Here is a 16,676-nt window from a genome sequence, read left to right as displayed (position 1 = left end):
TCGAGTGGCCGTTGCGGGCTTTTCCCGTTTGACACGGGGGCGGGATGTACCGTCACACTCCGCAGCGTCACCACGTACCCAGCCCCGGTAACCGACTCCGGGGAGGCCCCAGCGTCGACCGGAGAGAAGAGCGAAGTTGTCCCCGACCAGCGAGACCGCGAAGGGCGGCCGCCGACTCGTCATCGTCGAGTCGCCTGCCAAGGCGAAGACGATCAAGGGCTATCTCGGCCCCGGCTACATCGTCGAGGCGAGCGTCGGGCACATCCGCGACCTTCCCAACGGCGCCGCCGAGGTGCCCGAGAAGTACACCGGCGAGGTCCGCCGCCTCGGTGTGGACGTCGAACACGACTTCCAGCCGATCTATGTGGTCAACGCCGACAAGAAGGCGCAGGTCAAGAAGCTCAAGGACCTGCTGAAGGAGTCCGACGAACTCTTCCTCGCCACCGATGAGGACCGCGAGGGCGAGGCCATCGCCTGGCACCTCCAGGAAGTGCTGAAGCCCAAGGTCCCGGTCAAGCGGATGGTCTTCCACGAGATCACCAAGGCCGCGATCCAGGCCGCCGTGGCCAACCCGCGCCAGCTCAACCAAAAGCTCGTCGACGCCCAGGAGACTCGCCGCATCCTCGACCGCCTCTACGGCTACGAGGTCTCGCCGGTCCTGTGGAAGAAGGTCATGCCGCGGCTGTCCGCGGGCCGTGTCCAGTCCGTCGCCACCCGGCTCGTGGTGGAGCGCGAACGCGAGCGCATCGCCTTTCGTTCGGCTGAGTACTGGGACCTGACGGGCACCTTCGCGACCGGCCGCGCGGGAGACTCGTCGGACCCGTCGTCGCTGGTCGCGCGCCTGCAGACCGTCGACGGCAGGCGGGTCGCGCAGGGCCGCGACTTCGACTCCCTGGGACAGCTGAAGAGCGCGAACACCCTCCACCTCGACGAGGCGAACGCCCGCGCCCTGGCCGCCGCCCTGGAGCAGACGCGCTTCGCCGTCCGCTCCGTCGAGTCCAAGCCGTACCGCCGCTCGCCGTACGCCCCGTTCCGTACGACGACGCTGCAGCAGGAGGCCAGCCGCAAGCTCGGCTTCGGCGCGAAGGCCACGATGCAGATCGCGCAGAAGCTGTACGAGAACGGCTACATCACCTACATGCGTACGGACTCCACGACCCTGAGCGACACGGCGGTCTCCGCCGCCCGTGCCCAGGTCACGCAGCTGTACGGCGCCGACTACCTGCCGCCGCAGCCGAGGACGTACGCCGGGAAGGTCAAGAACGCGCAGGAGGCCCACGAGGCGATCCGCCCCTCGGGTGATCGTTTCCGCACTCCCGCCGAGACCGGACTGACCGGTGACCAGTTCAAGCTGTACGAGCTGATCTGGAAGCGGACCGTCGCCTCCCAGATGAAGGACGCCACCGGCAACAGCGTCACGGTGAAGATCGGCGGCACCGCCTCCGACGGCCGGGACGTCGAGTTCAGCGCGTCCGGCAAGACGATCACCTTCCACGGCTTCCTCAAGGCCTACGTCGAGGGCGCCGACGACCCCAACGCCGAGCTGGACGACCGTGAGCGCCGGCTGCCCCAGGTCTCCGAGGGCGACGCCCTGAGCGCCGAGGAGATCACGGTCGACGGGCACGCCACCAAGCCCCCGGCCCGCTACACCGAGGCCTCCCTGGTCAAGGAGCTGGAAGAGCGCGAGATCGGCCGCCCGTCGACGTACGCGTCGATCATCGGCACGATCCTCGACCGCGGCTACGTGTTCAAGAAGGGCACGGCCCTGGTGCCGTCCTTCCTGTCCTTCGCCGTGGTCAACCTCCTGGAGAAGCACTTCGGGCGGCTCGTCGACTACGACTTCACCGCCAAGATGGAGGACGACCTCGACCGCATCGCCCGCGGCGAGGCGCAGTCCGTGCCGTGGCTGAAGCGGTTCTACTTCGGCGAGGGCACGGTCAGCGGCGCCGCCGCCGACGCGGGCAACGGCGACGGGGACCACCTCGGCGGCCTCAAGGAACTGGTCACCGACCTGGGCGCGATCGACGCCCGCGAGGTGTCGTCGTTCCCCGTGGGCAACGACATCGTGCTGCGCGTCGGGCGCTACGGCCCCTACATCGAGCGCGGCGAGAAGGACACCGAGCAGCACCAGCGCGCCGACATCCCCGCCGACCTGGCGCCCGACGAGCTGACCGTCGACCTCGCGGAGGAGCTGCTCGCCAAGCCGAGCGGCGACTACGAGCTGGGCACGGACCCGGCCACCGGCCACACGATCGTCGCCAAGGACGGCCGCTACGGCCCGTACGTGACGGAGATCCTCCCGGAGGGCACCCCGAAGACGGGCAAGAACGCGGTCAAGCCGCGCACGGCGTCCCTGTTCAAGACGATGTCCCTGGACACCGTGACCCTCGACGACGCCCTGAAGCTGATGTCGCTGCCGCGTGTCGTCGGCACCGACGCCGAGGGCCAGGAGATCACCGCGCAGAACGGCCGCTACGGCCCGTACCTGAAGAAGGGCACGGACTCGCGCTCGCTCCAGGACGAGGAGCAGCTCTTCACGATCACGCTGGAGGAGGCGCTGGCGATCTACGCCCAGCCCAAGCAGCGTGGCCGGGCGGCCGCCAAGCCGCCGCTGAAGGAACTGGGCACCGACCCGGTGAGCGAGAAGCCGGTCGTGGTCAAGGACGGCCGCTTCGGCCCGTACGTCACCGACGGGGAGACCAACGCGACCCTGCGCTCCGGCGACAGCGTCGAGACGATCACCCCGGAGCGCGGCTACGAGCTGCTCGCCGAGAAGCGTGCCAAGGGGCCGGCGAAGAAGACCGCCAAGAAGGCGGCCAAGAAGGCGCCGGCGAAGAAGACCACGGCCAAGAAGACCGCGGCGAAGAAGACCACGACCGCAAAGAAGACGACGACCGCGAAGAAGACGACGGCGACGAAGACCACCACCGCGAAGAAGACGGCCGCCAAGACGGCGACCGCCACCGAGTCCGCGGAGGACTGAGCGGCACACCGAGCGGCAATGATGCCTCCAAGTCCGCGGAGGATCGAGGTCGTTCGGGCTCTGTCCGGAAACCGGACCGCCGCGTCCGGTTCTTCGCCCAGGGTTCGGAAAGCGAACGCCCCGGCAACACTTCGGTGTCGGGGCGTGCGCATGCCAGCCCGCGCCCTCCGGGGTGTCGGTGGCTCCCGATAGGCTGAACGCATGACGCGAGCCGACCGCCCAACGGCCCCTCAGCCCGCCCCCGACGACGCCCTGGTCGCGGACTCCCGCGAGCGTGCCGTCCGCGCCCTGCTGCGACGACCGCAGCTGAAGCGGTTGTGGAGCGCACAGCTCGTGGGTGGTGTGGGGGACACCCTCGCCCTTCTCGTGCTGGTCCTGCTGGCGGTCCAGGCGGCCGTCGCGGAGGCCTCGTTCGGGGGTGGTTACCGGGGCGTGGCGTTCGCAGTGGCGACCGTTTTCGGGGTGCGCATCCTCGCGACGCTGCTGTTCGGCGCCGTGCTGCTGGGCCCGCTCTCCGCGCTCACCTCGCAGGACGGCCCGCTCGACCGCCGCTGGACCATGGTCGGCGCCGACGGGCTGCGCGCAGCACTGCTCATCGTCGCGCCCCTGTGGATCGACTGGACGCCGGAGAACGCGCTCGCGGTCCTCCTCGTCACGGCCTTCGTGATCGGGGTCGCCGAGCGGTTCTGGACGGTGTGCCGCGAGAGCGCGGCTCCCGCGCTGCTCCCCGCCCCGCCTCCGGAGGGCGCGACGGTCCGGCCGTTGCCCGACCACATGGACGCCCTGCGCCGGCTGTCGCTGCGCACCGGCTTCGCCGCGATCCCCCTCGCCGCCGTCGCCCTGGTCGTCGCGTCCCTGTTCAACAACCTGCTCGGCGCCGGCATCGACTGGTTCGGCCAGCACCAGGCGGCCCTCGCCTCCTACGTGGCCGCCGGGCTGTTCGCCGCGTCCCTGTCCGTGCTGACCTTCCTGGAGCTGCCCGGCACCCGCACCCCGCGCGCGCGGTCGCCGCTCGAGGGGCTGCGCCGCCCGAAGACCACCACCGGCCCCGACAAGGGCCGCACCGGCGCGATGCCGCTGCTGGTTCTGTCCTGCGCGGCCGTCGCGGCGGCGGTGTCGGCCGCCGTCGCCGTGGCCGTGCTGCACGCCAAGGACCTGGGCGGCGGCCCCGTCCTCTACGGCCTGTTCGTGGCCGCGCTGACCGGCGGCGTGGTCGTCGGCATCCGTACGGCGCCCGCCCTCGTGCCCGCCCTGTCGCGCCGCCGGCTGCTCGCGCTGACGATCGCCTTCACCGGTGTCGCCCTGCTGGCCGCCGGGCTGGTCCCGGACGTCACCGCCGTGCTGCTGATCCTCGCGCTGGCCGGTGTCGGCGCGGGCCTGTCCGCCAACATCGGGCACACCCTGCTCGACCAGGAGACCGAGGAGAGCCGGCGCTCCCGCACGACGGAACACCTGCACGCGGTCGTCCGGGTCTGCGTGGCGCTCGGCGCGCTGATCGCCCCCGTGGTGGCTGCGGCGATCGGGCCGCACCGGCTGGAGAGCGGCAAGTTCGTCTTCGCGCACGGCGGCGCGGCCTTCACGCTCATGCTGACCGGCGCCCTGCTGCTGCCCGTCGCCGCGCTGGTGCTGGCCAAGGTCGACGACCGCTCCGGCGTCCCGCTGCGCCAGGACCTGAAGGACGCGCTGCTCGGCGGCGACGACCCGGAGCAGGGCGCCGCCGCCACCGGCTTCTTCATCGCCCTGGAGGGCGGCGACGGAGCCGGCAAGTCCACGCAGGCCGAGGCGCTCGCCGAGTGGATCCGCGCCAAGGGCCACGAGGTCGTGCTGACGCGCGAGCCGGGGGCCACGCCGGTGGGCAAGCGGCTGCGGTCGATCCTGCTGGACGTGTCGAGCGCCGGTCTGTCGCACCGCGCGGAGGCGCTGCTGTACGCGGCCGACCGGGCCGAGCACATCGACACCGTCGTACGGCCCGCCCTGGAGCGCGGCGCGGTCGTCATCTCCGACCGGTACATCGACTCGTCCGTCGCCTACCAGGGCGCCGGCCGCGACCTCTCGCCCACCGAGATCGCCCGGATCAACCGCTGGGCGACGAACGGACTGGTGCCGCATCTGACCGTGCTGCTGGACGTCGCGCCGGAGACCGCGCGCGAGCGGTTCACCGAGGCGCCGGACCGGCTGGAGTCGGAGCCCGCCGAGTTCCACGCGCGCGTGCGGGCCGGTTTCCTGACCCTGGCCGCTGCCGACGCCGGTCGGTATCTGGTGGTGGACGCCGGCCAGGAGCCCGAGGCGGTCACGACCGTCATCCGGCACCGCCTCGACCAGGTGCTGCCGCTGTCCGAGGCCGAGATCAAGGCCCAGGAGGAGGCGCGCAAGAAGGCCGAGGAGGAGGCCCGCCGCAAGGCCGAGGAGGAGGCCGCCCGCAAGGCCGAGGAGGAGCGCCTGGAGCGCGAGCGCCAGGAGCAGCTCGCCAAGCTGCGCGCCGAGGAGGAGGAGCGCAAGCGCCGCGAGCTGGAGGAGGCGCAGCGCCGCGAGGCCGAACGGCAGGCCGAGGAGGCCCGCCGCCGGGCCGAGGAAGCGCGTCGGAAGGCCGAGGAGGAGCGGGCCCGGCTCCTCGCGGAGGAGAAGGCCCGCGCCGAGGAGGAGGCCCGCCGGAAGGCCGAGGAGGAGCGGCGCCGCAAGCAGGCTGAGGAGGAGGCGCGCCTGCGTGCCGAGGCCGAGGCGCTCCGCTTGGAAAAGCAGCGCAAGGCCGAGGCGGCCCTGCTGCGGGCCGAGGAGGCCCGGCGGCTCGCGGAGGCGGCTGCCGCGGCGGCCGAGGCCGGACCGAAGAGCGCCACCCCGCAGAACTCCGCTCCGAAGAGCACGGCGGGTCCCACGGCCGCTCAGGACGCGGCGACCGTGCCCACGCCGGTGGTGACGCCGGGTGGTGCCGGTGAGGACACGACCGTGCTGCGCCCGGTGCGGGACGGTGAGCAGCGCTCGGACAGCGGCCGTACCTCCGGTGAGTCCGAGGCGGAGGTGACGGCCGAACTGCCGAAGCCGCCCGTTCCGCCGGCGGCCGGGGAGGAGACCAACGCCCTGCCACCGTTCTCGCCTCGCGCCGGGGACGAGACCGAGGTGCTGCCGCAGGTGCCCGACCGGGACGCCCCCGGCGCGGCCGACGAGACGGCGGTGCTGCCTCCGGTCCGGCCCGGGGATGCCGAGGAGACGGCCGTGCTGCCGCCCGTGCGGGGAGACGAACCGGCGGACAGGGTGCCGCCCGGCTACTTCCGGGAGGACGCCCCGGCCGCCCGGCCCGACGGCACCGAGGACCGTACGCGGGAGATGCCCCAGGTCGACGCCGAGGGGACGCCGCGCCGCCGTCGGTCCGACTGGGCCGAGGAGACGCCGCTGGACGACCTGCCCTCGCTCGCGGACGAACTGCTCGGACCGCACGACGAGGAGCCGGACCAGGGCCGCGGACGCCGGGGGAGGGGCGGCCGGGGGCGCTGACGCCTCGGGCCGCGGACGCCGGGGGACGGGCGGTCGGGGGCGCTGACGCCTCCGGCGGTCCGGCGTGGGAGGCCCGGTCGTCTCCGACGTGGCCTGGGGTTGCCGAGACCCCCGGCAGGCGGGCGTGGGAGCCCCGGGCCGACCTGCGTGGCGGCCGGCCGGTGCGGGCGACGGGGCGGGGCTGCGAGGTGGCCGGAAGGGCGGGCCCGGTGCGGGGCACCGGACGGAGCCGGCGGGCGTTGTCAGTGGTCGCCCCCACAATGGATCCGGCAACGCGGAACGTGACGGAAGGGCGGCGTGAGCCATGACCGTGTGGGACGACCTCGTCGGGCAGGAGCGGGTGAGCGAGCAGCTGGCCGCCGCCGCTCGGGACGCCGACGCGCTGGTCACCGCGGCCGCCACCGACGCCCCGCCGCCCGAGGCGTCGAAGATGACGCACGCGTGGCTGTTCACCGGCCCACCCGGGGCCCGACGGAACCAGGCGGCACGCGCGTTCGCTGCGGCGCTGCAGTGCGTCAGCCCCGACCGGGCCCTCGGCGGCTCCCCGGGCTGCGGCTTCTGCGACGGATGTCACACGGCGCTCATCGGTACGCACGCCGACGTCACCACCGTCGCCGCCGTCGGCACGCAGATCCTCGCCGACGACATGCGCGACACCGTCCGCAAGTCGTTCACCTCGCCCGCCAACGGCCGCTGGCAGATCATCCTCGTCGAGGACGCCGAGCGGCTGAACGAGAAGTCGGCCAACGCCGTGCTGAAGGCAGTGGAGGAGCCCGCCCCGCGTACGGTCTGGCTGCTGTGCGCCCCCTCCATCGAGGACGTCCTGCCGACCATCCGCTCCCGCTGCCGCCACCTGAACCTGAGCACGCCGAGGGTCGACGCCGTCGCCGACATGCTCGTACGCCGCGAGGGCATCGAGCCGGACGTCGCCGCCGCGGCGGCCCGCGCGACCCAGGGCCACGTCGACCGCGCCCGCCGCCTCGCCACCGACCCGGCCGCGCGTGAACGCCGAGCCGCCGTGCTCAGGCTGCCGCTGCGCGTGGAGGAGATCGGCGGGGCGCTGCGGGCCGCGCAGGAGCTCGTCGACGCGGCTGCCGAGGACGCCAAGCAGCTCGCGGAGGAGACGGACGCCAAGGAGACCGAAGAGCTGAAGGCCGCTCTCGGCGCCGTCCAGGGCGGCCGCATGCCGCGCGGCACCGCGGGCGTGATGAAGGACCTCGAGGACAAGCAGAAGCGCCGCAGAACCCGCACGCAGCGGGACAGCCTCGACCTCGCTCTGACCGACCTGACGGCCTTCTACCGGGACGTCCTCGCCCTCCAGCTCGGCTCTCGCGTGGCCATCGCCAACGCGGACACCGGGGACGCCCTGGAGCGCCTCGCCCGCGCCGGCTCCCCGGAGTCCACACTCCGCCGTATCGAGGCGATCGCGGCCTGCCGCGACGCCCTCGACCGCAACGTGGCGCCGCTGCTGGCGGTGGAGGCGATGACGATGGCACTCAGAGCGGGCTGAGAGACCGACAGCACAACCGGGACGGACGCGCGGGACGGACGCCCGGGACGGAGAGCCGGGACGGGCACCCGGGACACGCACTCAGGACGGAGAGCCGGGAGGACGCCCCGGACGGGCACTCGGGACGGAGAGCCGGGACCGGCACCCGTGACGGGCACCCGGGATGGACGTGCGGTTGACGCCGTAACTCGTACGAGGCACGACGCGCACGCTCGGCACCCGGACCGTTGCCCAGAGTTACGCTCGCTGAATGGACACACGGCGCACCCCTCGCTCCGCCTCCGCATCCGCATCCGGCCCCCGGGGTCTCCACCGCAGGACACGCAGCCGGGCCAAGACCGCCGCCGGTCTCCTCGTCACGGCCGCGCTGCTCGTCTCCGCCTGCTCCTCCGGAAGCGCGACGACGTCCGCCGCCTCCGCCGCGCAGGAGGCGGCACTGGCCGCGCTGCCGCAGGCCACGCCCGCGGCGCTCGGGACGTACTACGGGCAGAAGCCGGCGTGGCGCAAGTGCGGGGTCTCCGGCTTCCAGTGCGCCACCCTCAAGGCACCCCTCGACTACGCCGAACCGTCCGCCGGCGACATCCGGCTCGCCCTCACCCGCAAGAAGGCCACCGGCCCTGGCAAGCGGCTGGGCTCGCTGCTGGTGAACCCGGGCGGGCCGGGCGGCTCGGCGATCGGCTACATGCAGGCGTACGCGGGCATCGGCTACCCGGCCGAGGTCCGCGCCCGCTACGACATGGTGGCGGTCGATCCGCGCGGCGTGGCCGGCAGCGAGCCCGTGGAGTGTCTGGACGGGCCGGGGATGGACAGGTACACGCGCACGGACGCCACACCCGACGACGGGCGGGAGACGGACGGGCTGGTCGCGGCGTACCGGAGGTTCGCCGAGGGCTGCGGCGCGGACGCGCCCCGGCTGCTGCGCCATGTGTCCACCGTGGAGGCGGCCCGGGACATGGACATCGTGCGCGCCGCGCTCGGCGACCAGAAGCTGAACTACGTCGGGGCCTCGTACGGCACGTTCCTCGGGGCGACGTACGCCGGGCTGTTCCCGGGCCGGGCGGGCCGGCTGGTGCTGGACGGCGCGATGGACCCGTCGCTGCCGGCCCGGCGGCTGAACCTCGAACAGACGGCGGGTTTCGAGACGGCGTTCCGGTCGTTCGCGAAGGACTGCGTACGGCAGGCCGGTTGCCCGCTGGGCGGCAAGGGCACCTCACCCGAGCGGGTGGGTGAGAACCTCAAGGCGTTCTTCGCGAAGCTGGACGCACGGCCCGTCCCCACCGGTGACGCCGACGGCCGGACGCTCACCGAGTCTCTCGCCACGACCGGTGTGATCGCGGCCATGTACGACGAGGGCGCCTGGGAGCAGCTGCGCGAGGCGCTGACGTCCGCGATGAAGGAGAACGACGGCTCCGGACTCCTCGTCCTCTCGGACGGCTACTACGAGCGGGACGCCGACGGCGCCTACAGCAACCTGATGTTCGCCAACGCCGCGGTGAACTGCCTGGACCTGCCGGCCGCCTTCGACACTCCCGACCAGGTACGCAGGGCCCTGCCCGCGTTCCGGAAGGCCTCACCGGTCTTCGGTGAGGGGCTCGCGTGGGCCGCTCTGAACTGTGCGTACTGGCCGGTGCAGGCCACGGGTGAGCCGCACCGCATCGAGGCGAAGGGCGCCGCGCCCATCGTGGTGGTCGGCACGACCCGGGACCCGGCCACCCCCTACCGCTGGGCACGGGCCCTGGCCGGCCAGCTGTCCTCGGCGCGCCTGCTCACCTACGAGGGCGACGGCCACACCGCCTACGGCCGCGGCAGCTCCTGCATCGACCGGACGATCAACGCCTACCTGGTGCGCGGCACCCCGCCCACGGACGGAAAGCGCTGCTCATAGCTTGATCCCGGCCCCGGAGGGCCCCCTGCCGGGGCTGGTACGGAGCACCCTCGGAAACTGTGTAGACTTACCGTCGTTGCTGATCGCACCATGGTGCGGACAGCTCGCCGCCTTAGCTCAGATGGCCAGAGCAACGCACTCGTAATGCGTAGGTCTCGGGTTCGAATCCCGAAGGCGGCTCCGGAGAAGGCCAGGTCACATCGCCCGTGACCTGGCCTTTTGCGTTGCTCGGGGCTCCCTCGTGGCGCGGGACCTGTCGTCGTGGCCTCATGCTGCATCGAAGGCGGGTGGGCGGTGCCGCTCGCGCTCTCAGCCAGCATTGATCATGTCCGTGGCCATGCCGCCGGATGGCGCGCAGATGTGTTTTTACGAGCCATGAGGCAACCACGAGACACTCCAGGGCCTCTGACGTCTCGCGCCCCGCGATCGGCTGGAGATACGAGATGAGCCCTCATAGAGCGAACGACCGTCGACGTCGGCCGACGGTACCCATCCGGGTGTCCGGCTGGGTTCCGGCTGCAGCACTCCTCCTGGCCATGACGATGACGACCTCCTGCACCGGCTCCGCGTCGGGGGACGGTGCCGCCGCGGCCTCGAAACCCGGCGCGGCCGGGGTCGGTGACCGGCTGTTTCCCGCACTCGGCAACGGTGGCTACGACGTGACGCATTACGGACTGACCCTGGACTATGTGCCCGAGACCAACCGTCTGAAGGGCACGGCTGTCATCACAGCGCGCGCCACCCAGGACCTGAGCCGCTTCGACCTCGACCTGTCAGGGCTGCGGATACGCCTGGCCACCGTGCAGGGAGCGAAGGCCCGGTATCGGCGTGAGAAGGACGAGTTGCTGGTGACACCGGCGAAGCCGGTCCATGAAGGCGACATCTTCAAGACGGTCGTCACCTACGACGGCACCCCCCGCACGATCGAGAACGACGACGGAAGCCTGGAGGGCTGGATAGAGACCGATGACGGCTCCACCGCCCTCGGGCAGCCCGCCGGTTCCATGACCTGGTTCCCGGGGAACCACCACCCCTCGGACAAGGCCACGTACGACATCACGGTCACCGTCCCCAAGGACGAGGACGGCACCCCCTACGACGTGGTCAGCAACGGCGAACTGACCAGGGAAGAGGACAAGGGCGAGACAGTGACCCGGCACTGGCGCACCACAGAGCCCATGGCCAGCTACCTCGCTCATGTCTCCGTCGGCTACTTCGAGGTCGACCGGGGCTCGGCCGACGACGACCTGCCCGTGTACGTCGCCATCGACCCCGACGAGTCCGAGAACGCCGCAGACGTCAAAGATCTGGTGCCCGAGATCGTCGGCTGGGCGAACGAACGCTTCGGCCCCTACCCCTTCTCCTCCACCGGCGCAGTCGTCGACCACCTGCCCGAGCTCGACTATGCCCTGGAGACCCAGACCAAGCCTTACTTCGATGAGGCGCCGGACGAGAGTCTGCTCGTCCACGAGTTGGCGCATCAGTGGTTCGGCAACTCCGTCACCTTGCGCAAGTGGAAGGACATCTGGCTCAACGAGGGTATGGCCACCTACGCGGAGTGGCTCTGGGAGGAGGAGCAGGGCGGCAGGAGCACCGACGAGATCTTCGAGGACTTCTACGACGGCTCGGATGCCGAGAGCGAGGGAATCTGGGCCTTCCCGCCGGCCGACCCTCCCAGCGCGGCGCGCCTCTCCGACCCGCCCGTCTATGGGCGCGGCGCCATGGTCGTGCACAAGGTGCGCGAGGCCGTCGGTGACGAGATCTTCTTCGACATCCTTCGTACCTGGACCCGGCAGCACCGGCACGGCAACGCCGACACCGGACAGTTCATCGCCCTGTGTGAGGGCAAGTCCGGGAAGAACCTGACGAAGCTCTTCGACGCCTGGCTCTTCGACAAGAAGAAGCCGTCCTGGACGCCATGAGTGCGGCCCGGCAGGAGGAGGGCTCTTATCTCCCACCCAGGGGAGACAAGAGTCCTCCTCCTGTCCGGAGGAAGACCTCAGGCGGGCGGGTACACCAGTGTGATCTCGCGGTTCAGGCCGGACTCGTCGGCGTCCGGGTACATGGAGACCTCACCGTCGGACCACCGCACCAGGAAGTCGTCGGGATGGCGGTTCTCCGTGTAGTCACCGGCGCCCAGGAGGGTGGCGTGGGTCCAGAGCCGGTTGGGCTTCTTCACCTGGATCTCGCCGTGGAAGCCGTTCTGGTCGAGATCCTTGTAGAGGGTCAGTTCGCCATCCGTCCAGCGCACCATGAGGTCGTGCTGGTCGTTGCCGGTGAAGTCGCCCGACGTGATCGACGAGGCGTGCTTCCAGGTGCCGTTGGGCGCAGCAAGCTTCTTCTCGCCGTGGAAGCCGTCGCGATTGACGTCGGTGTACAGGGTGACTTCACCGTCGCTCCAGCGGACCAGGAGGTCGTCGGTCCACTTGTTGCCGGTCGTATAGCGACCACCGGTGATGGAGACGGCGTGCTTCCACGTGGCGTTGGGCTTCTGCAGCTGGACCTCGCCGTGGAACCCCTTCTCGTCGACGTCGGGATAGAGCGTCAGTTCGCCGTCGGTCCAGCGGACGATCAGGTCGTCCGTGTCGGCGCCGGTGAAGTCGCCCGCCGCGATGGTCTCGGCGTGCTTCCAGGTGCCGTTGGGCCCGATGAGGCGAATCTCCTTGTCGAAGTTGTCGGCGTCCTCACCGGCACCGCGGTACAAGGTCACTTCGCCGTCGGACCAGCGCACGATCAGGTCGGAGTAGTCCCATGTTCCGGGATTGCCGTCGGTGAAGTAGCCCCCGGCGATGACCTCCGCGTGCTGCCAGGTCTCGGCCTTGCCCAGAACACCACGGCCGGCCGGCTGACGGTTGTTGACCGCGTCGTCGTACAGCGCCTTGGCGTCAGCGTCGAGGTAGGAGCTGTAGGAGATGTCGTCCTTGTCACCGCCGGTCTTCCAGCCGCCGATGACGCCGATGATCCCCCAGCCGCCACCCCGCTTGACGAGGAACGGGCCGCCGGACGCACCGCCGGAGTACTTGTCGCATGCGATACGCAGGAAGCTGCCCGGGATCTTCGGGTCGGTGCTGTTGTAGCGAACGGTCTTGTCCGTGCAGTCCAGCGGACGCTTCTGGTTGGCCGGGTAGCCGATGAGGCGGACCGGGTCGTGGGCGTACCCGGCGTCGATCATCAACTCGGCACCGCCGACGACCTCCTCGACGTTCTTGCCACCGCGCGGTTCCAGCTGCAGGAAGTTGAAGTCGAGGTCGGCCGCGGCGTCCGGGCCCTTGGCGAGGTACCGCTTGTCGACGTAGATACGTCCGGGCTTGACGGTGAAGGCGCCGTGCGGCTTCTTGCCGTCGTCGTACTGCGGGACGAACGTGAGGTTCTTGCGCGCGTCCTGGTCGTCGAAGCAGTGACCGGCGCTCATCACGATGTTCTTGCCGGGGCTCTTGACGACCGTGCCGCCGCAGAAGCGGCCGGTGTCGGTGCCATCGTTCCAGAAGAACGTGCCGACGATGGGCAGCCCCTCGAACGGCTTGCTGGGGGAGCGGAGCATCCTGGTGGGAGCGGGAAACTGCTTGGCCTGCTGCTCCTGGACGGGCTTCGCGGCCCGCATGCGTTCCGGGGTCCAGTAGCTGTCGGCGTCGGCCGGCGTGAACCCGCGCGCGTCGTCATCCCCGCCTGCCGGGAGGGGGGACGGCGGAACGGAAGGCTGTTCCGCCGGGGCGGTCGGGGTCGTGTTCCCCGAGGGAGGTGGATCGCTCTGGTCTGCGTACGCCGGAAGCCCCGGCAGCAGAATGAGTGCCGCAGCCCCCGCCACGGCACCCAGAGCTCTGCGCAACGTCATGGTCGATTTCCCCGTCATCAAAGGAGACGCATGTCATGCCAACCTGGCGTGGACGCGTCAAGGTCAGTCGTGATCATAGGTCTGTTTCATGCAGGAAAAGGCAGATATGGCCCAACTCACACGCGCATACAGACATGTCGGACTCGCTGTGATTGCCGTACCTCTGATCCTGATCGGGCAGTCCACGACGGCCCGCGCTGATCGGCTCCCATTCCCTGGAGGCGGGTACGTTTCCGTCAGCGGTCCGGCAGGACCCGGTGAGACGGTGGAACTCACGGTCAAGGAGCGCCCCGGCAATCCGCACCCGACGTCGGTGGAGGTCTCCAGCCCGGCGCTGACCGACGAAACCACCCTCGGTGACACCAAGGGCGCCTGGGTGGGCGCGGGCCGGATCAGAGAAGACGTGAAGCCCGGCACGTATCCCGTGACGTTCACGCTGCGCCACAAGGACGCCGACTGCGTGACGGAAAAGGACCGCGACTTCGTGTGCGACTACCCCTCGATCGTCCTGCGTGAAGAGGTACAGGTCGCAACTCCGGAGGAGGGCCGGGCATCGGGCAGCGGACCGGGCTTCGGCGGCGGCTTGGCGCTCGGCATCGCGTCGGGTGCCGTGGGGGCGCTGACGGCGGGCGGGATACTGCTGCGCCTGCGGCGGCGCGGGGCTGTGGACGGGCCCTCGCAGGACCCGAAGACCTGACCGATCCGGGCCGGCCGCAAGCCGGCCCGGAACACTGCCTGTTCAGTGGCTGGGTTCCCGTTCGACCGGGAGCCACAGTTCCGCGTCCGCCTCCGTGCCGGACGGGGACAGGCGGGTGCGCAGGATCTCCGGGCCGGGGCGGGTGCGGTAGGGGTTGGACGGGAACCACTCGGTGTACACGTCGCGCCAGAGTCGCTGGATCGCTTGCGGGGCGGGGCCCGAAGTGGTGAAGACCGCCCAGGTGCCCGGCGGGACCGGGAGGACGGTGGTGCCCTCGGGTGCCGGTGCCGGTCCCGGCGGAGTTGCCGTCGGGGCCGAGGTGATCACCGCGTGGTAGTAGTCGAGTTCCGTGCCCTCCGCGCGGCTGGGATCGATGTCGTCGCACACGGCGACCAGGCCCTGCGGCTCCTGGTCGGACCGTTTCTCCAACCGGTTCACGGCGGCCTTGTCGAGGCCGCGGACGAAGTCGATGATCCCCTGGTTCGGGCCGGAGTGGATCAGGGGGATCCGGGTCTTGAAGCCCGTGACGGTGAAGGCCGGGCGGTCCAGGACGCGGTAGTGCATGCTGCTGCTCCCTTCGACGGTGAGGCGGAAGGCCAACCGGGGCTGGGAGACGAGCGCGGCGCCGGTGCGCCGGGCCTCTCCCGGGCCCACGCCGTGCATCGCCCGGAACGCCCGCGCGAACGCCTCGCCCGAGCCGTAGCCGTAGCGGACCGCGATCTCCAGGAGCGTCGCGTCCCCCGACAGCACCTCCGCACCCGCGACCGTCAGCCGCCGTCGGCGGATGTACTCCGACAGCGGCATGCCGGCCAGGGCGGAGAACATGCGGCGCAGGTGGTACTCCGAGGTGCACGCCGTACGCGCCAGCTCCGCCACGTCGACGGTGTGGCCGAGGTCCCGTTCGATCCGGTCCATCGCCTGGTTGAGCCGGTCCAGCACGTCCGGTCTCCTTCCTTTCGTGCCCTCACGCTAGGCAGCGCGTGCCCTGCCGCACCCGACATCCTGTGCCCGTTCCGGTCGGGTGCCGCCCGCGTCGAACGGCGTAGTCGAACGGGGTGGTCGTATGGCGTGGGGGAACCGCCGCCCCGGCAGGCGTCCTCACGGTGTCCCTACCGTGAACGGCTAGCATCGCCCGTCAATCAGTCAGTTGCCGACCGGATGAGGTGAGGACGTGGGGGCACCCAGGATCGCCGTCGCCGTCGTGACGATGGGCAACCGGCCCGACGAGGTGGACGCCCTGCTGGAGTCCGTGGCCAAGCAGGACGTGCCGCCCGAGCGGATCGTCGTCGTCGGCAACGGATGCCCGCTGCCCGACTTCGCCCACCGGCAGTCGCTGCCCGGCGAGGTCACCACCGTCGAACTCGACGAGAACCTCGGCTGCCCCGGCGGACGCAACGCGGCCCTGGACCAGCTGCGGGAGTTCGGCGACATCGACGTCGTGGTGGATCTGGACGACGACGGTCTGCTCGTCGACCCCGACGTGCTGCGCCGCGTGCGGGACCTGTACGCCGCCGACGAGCGGCTCGGCATCGTCGGCTTCCGGATCGCCGACGAGCTCGGCGAGACACAGCAGCGGCACGTTCCCCGGATCGGCAACTCCGATCCCCTCCGGGGCGGTTACGTCACCGGCTTCCTCGGGGGCGGGCACGCCCTGCGGATGACGATGCTCGACGAGATCGGCGACTGGCCCGCCGAGTTCTTCTTCGCGCACGAGGAGACCGACCTCGCCTGGCGCGCCGTCGATGCCGGGTGGCGGATCCTGTACGCGCCGGAGTTGCTGCTGCGGCATCCCAGGACCTCGCCCGCCCGGCACGCCATCTACTACCGGGTGAACGCCCGCAACCGGGTCTGGCTGGCCCGCCGCCGGCTGCCGCTCCCGCTCGTCCCCGTCCACCTGGGCGTCTGGGTGCTGCTCACCCTCGCCCGGAACCGGTCGGGTGCCGGGCTGCGCGCGTGGCTCGGCGGTTTCGTGGAAGGCGTACGGGAGCCGGCAGGGGAGCGGCGGCCCATGCGGTGGCGGACGGTGTGGCGCCTCACCCGGCTGGGGCGGCCGCCTGTCATCTGAGACGCGCAGGCGAATTGCTTCGGCGAGCCGTGGTTCGGGGGCCGCGGTGTTCGAGAGCCGCGGTCCGAGGCCGCGGTGGTCGAGAGCCGCGGTGCTTGGCGGGCCGTGGCCTCCGGCCCGCCGAGCTTCCGGTCTGCCGGGGAGATGGAGAGGGTCCCGGCCGTTCACCTCCGCCGACCGGGACCCGGACCCGGCCGCGGCGGCGACACTCCCCC

General features: G+C 71.3%; 9 protein-coding genes and 1 tRNA gene. 8 read left to right on the top strand and 2 right to left on the bottom strand.

Annotation, left to right across the window (positions count from 1 at the left end; genetic code table 11):
- Positions 1-136 precede the first annotated feature (136 nt).
- The 6 genes from topA (at position 137) to ACFZDI_RS21105 (ending at position 11,789) form a co-directional block, all read left to right on the top strand.
- Entirely contained in the window at positions 137-2,983 is a 2,847-nt protein-coding gene (gene topA, locus ACFZDI_RS21130; RefSeq protein WP_234749998.1) for a type I DNA topoisomerase, read from the top strand.
- A gap of 201 nt (positions 2,984-3,184) precedes the next feature.
- The gene (gene tmk / locus ACFZDI_RS21125; protein WP_391252402.1) at positions 3,185-6,472 is read left to right on the top strand and encodes a dTMP kinase; all 3,288 of its coding nucleotides are present in this window, start codon (positions 3,185-3,187) and stop codon (positions 6,470-6,472) included.
- Between the two features lie 304 nt (positions 6,473-6,776).
- On the top strand, positions 6,777-7,982 hold the full coding sequence (locus ACFZDI_RS21120; RefSeq protein WP_391252400.1) for a DNA polymerase III subunit delta': 1,206 nt from the start codon (positions 6,777-6,779) through the stop codon (positions 7,980-7,982).
- Between the two features lie 250 nt (positions 7,983-8,232).
- A complete protein-coding gene (locus tag ACFZDI_RS21115) occupies positions 8,233-9,867 on the top strand; it encodes an alpha/beta fold hydrolase (protein WP_391252398.1) in 1,635 nt (544 codons plus the stop codon).
- A 106-nt stretch (positions 9,868-9,973) separates the two neighbouring features.
- Positions 9,974-10,047: transfer RNA gene (locus tag ACFZDI_RS21110), tRNA-Thr, on the top strand.
- A gap of 356 nt (positions 10,048-10,403) precedes the next feature.
- Entirely contained in the window at positions 10,404-11,789 is a 1,386-nt protein-coding gene (locus ACFZDI_RS21105; protein WP_391252396.1) for a M1 family aminopeptidase, read from the top strand.
- A gap of 77 nt (positions 11,790-11,866) precedes the next feature.
- On the opposite strand, the gene ACFZDI_RS21100 is transcribed toward ACFZDI_RS21105, so the two are convergent.
- Positions 11,867-13,468: a serine protease gene (locus tag ACFZDI_RS21100; RefSeq protein ID WP_234749987.1), complete on the bottom strand. Its 1,602-nt coding sequence runs from the start codon at positions 13,466-13,468 to the stop codon at positions 11,867-11,869.
- A 496-nt stretch (positions 13,469-13,964) separates the two neighbouring features.
- Between ACFZDI_RS21100 and ACFZDI_RS21095 the strand changes: the two genes are divergently transcribed.
- Positions 13,965-14,396, top strand: a complete 432-nt coding sequence (locus ACFZDI_RS21095; protein WP_391252394.1) for a hypothetical protein — start codon at positions 13,965-13,967, stop codon at positions 14,394-14,396.
- Between the two features lie 42 nt (positions 14,397-14,438).
- Here ACFZDI_RS21095 and ACFZDI_RS21090 read toward each other — a convergent pair whose 3' ends face one another.
- The gene (locus ACFZDI_RS21090; RefSeq protein WP_391252392.1) at positions 14,439-15,335 is read right to left on the bottom strand and encodes a helix-turn-helix domain-containing protein; all 897 of its coding nucleotides are present in this window, start codon (positions 15,333-15,335) and stop codon (positions 14,439-14,441) included.
- Positions 15,336-15,567: 232 nt separating this feature from the next.
- On the opposite strand from ACFZDI_RS21090, the gene ACFZDI_RS21085 reads away from it, so the two are divergent.
- Positions 15,568-16,461: a glycosyltransferase gene (locus ACFZDI_RS21085; protein WP_391252390.1), complete on the top strand. Its 894-nt coding sequence runs from the start codon at positions 15,568-15,570 to the stop codon at positions 16,459-16,461.
- Positions 16,462-16,676: the final 215 nt, after the last annotated feature.

The sequence above is a fragment of the Streptomyces sp. NPDC007907 genome (genome assembly GCF_042959365.1).
GTDB lineage: Bacteria > Actinomycetota > Actinomycetes > Streptomycetales > Streptomycetaceae > Streptomyces > Streptomyces indiaensis.
Note: the sequence above shows the minus strand (reverse complement) of the source record. Positions and strands in the feature narration are given on the sequence as shown.

Coding starts and splice junctions, on each gene's coding strand:
- tmk (WP_391252402.1), top strand. CDS start 3,185: ATGACGCGAGCCGACCGCCCAACGGCCCCTCAGCCCGCCCCCGACGAC.
- ACFZDI_RS21120 (WP_391252400.1), top strand. CDS start 6,777: ATGACCGTGTGGGACGACCTCGTCGGGCAGGAGCGGGTGAGCGAGCAG.
- ACFZDI_RS21115 (WP_391252398.1), top strand. CDS start 8,233: ATGGACACACGGCGCACCCCTCGCTCCGCCTCCGCATCCGCATCCGGC.
- ACFZDI_RS21105 (WP_391252396.1), top strand. CDS start 10,404: ATGACGATGACGACCTCCTGCACCGGCTCCGCGTCGGGGGACGGTGCC.
- ACFZDI_RS21100 (WP_234749987.1), bottom strand. CDS start 13,468: ATGCGGGCCGCGAAGCCCGTCCAGGAGCAGCAGGCCAAGCAGTTTCCC.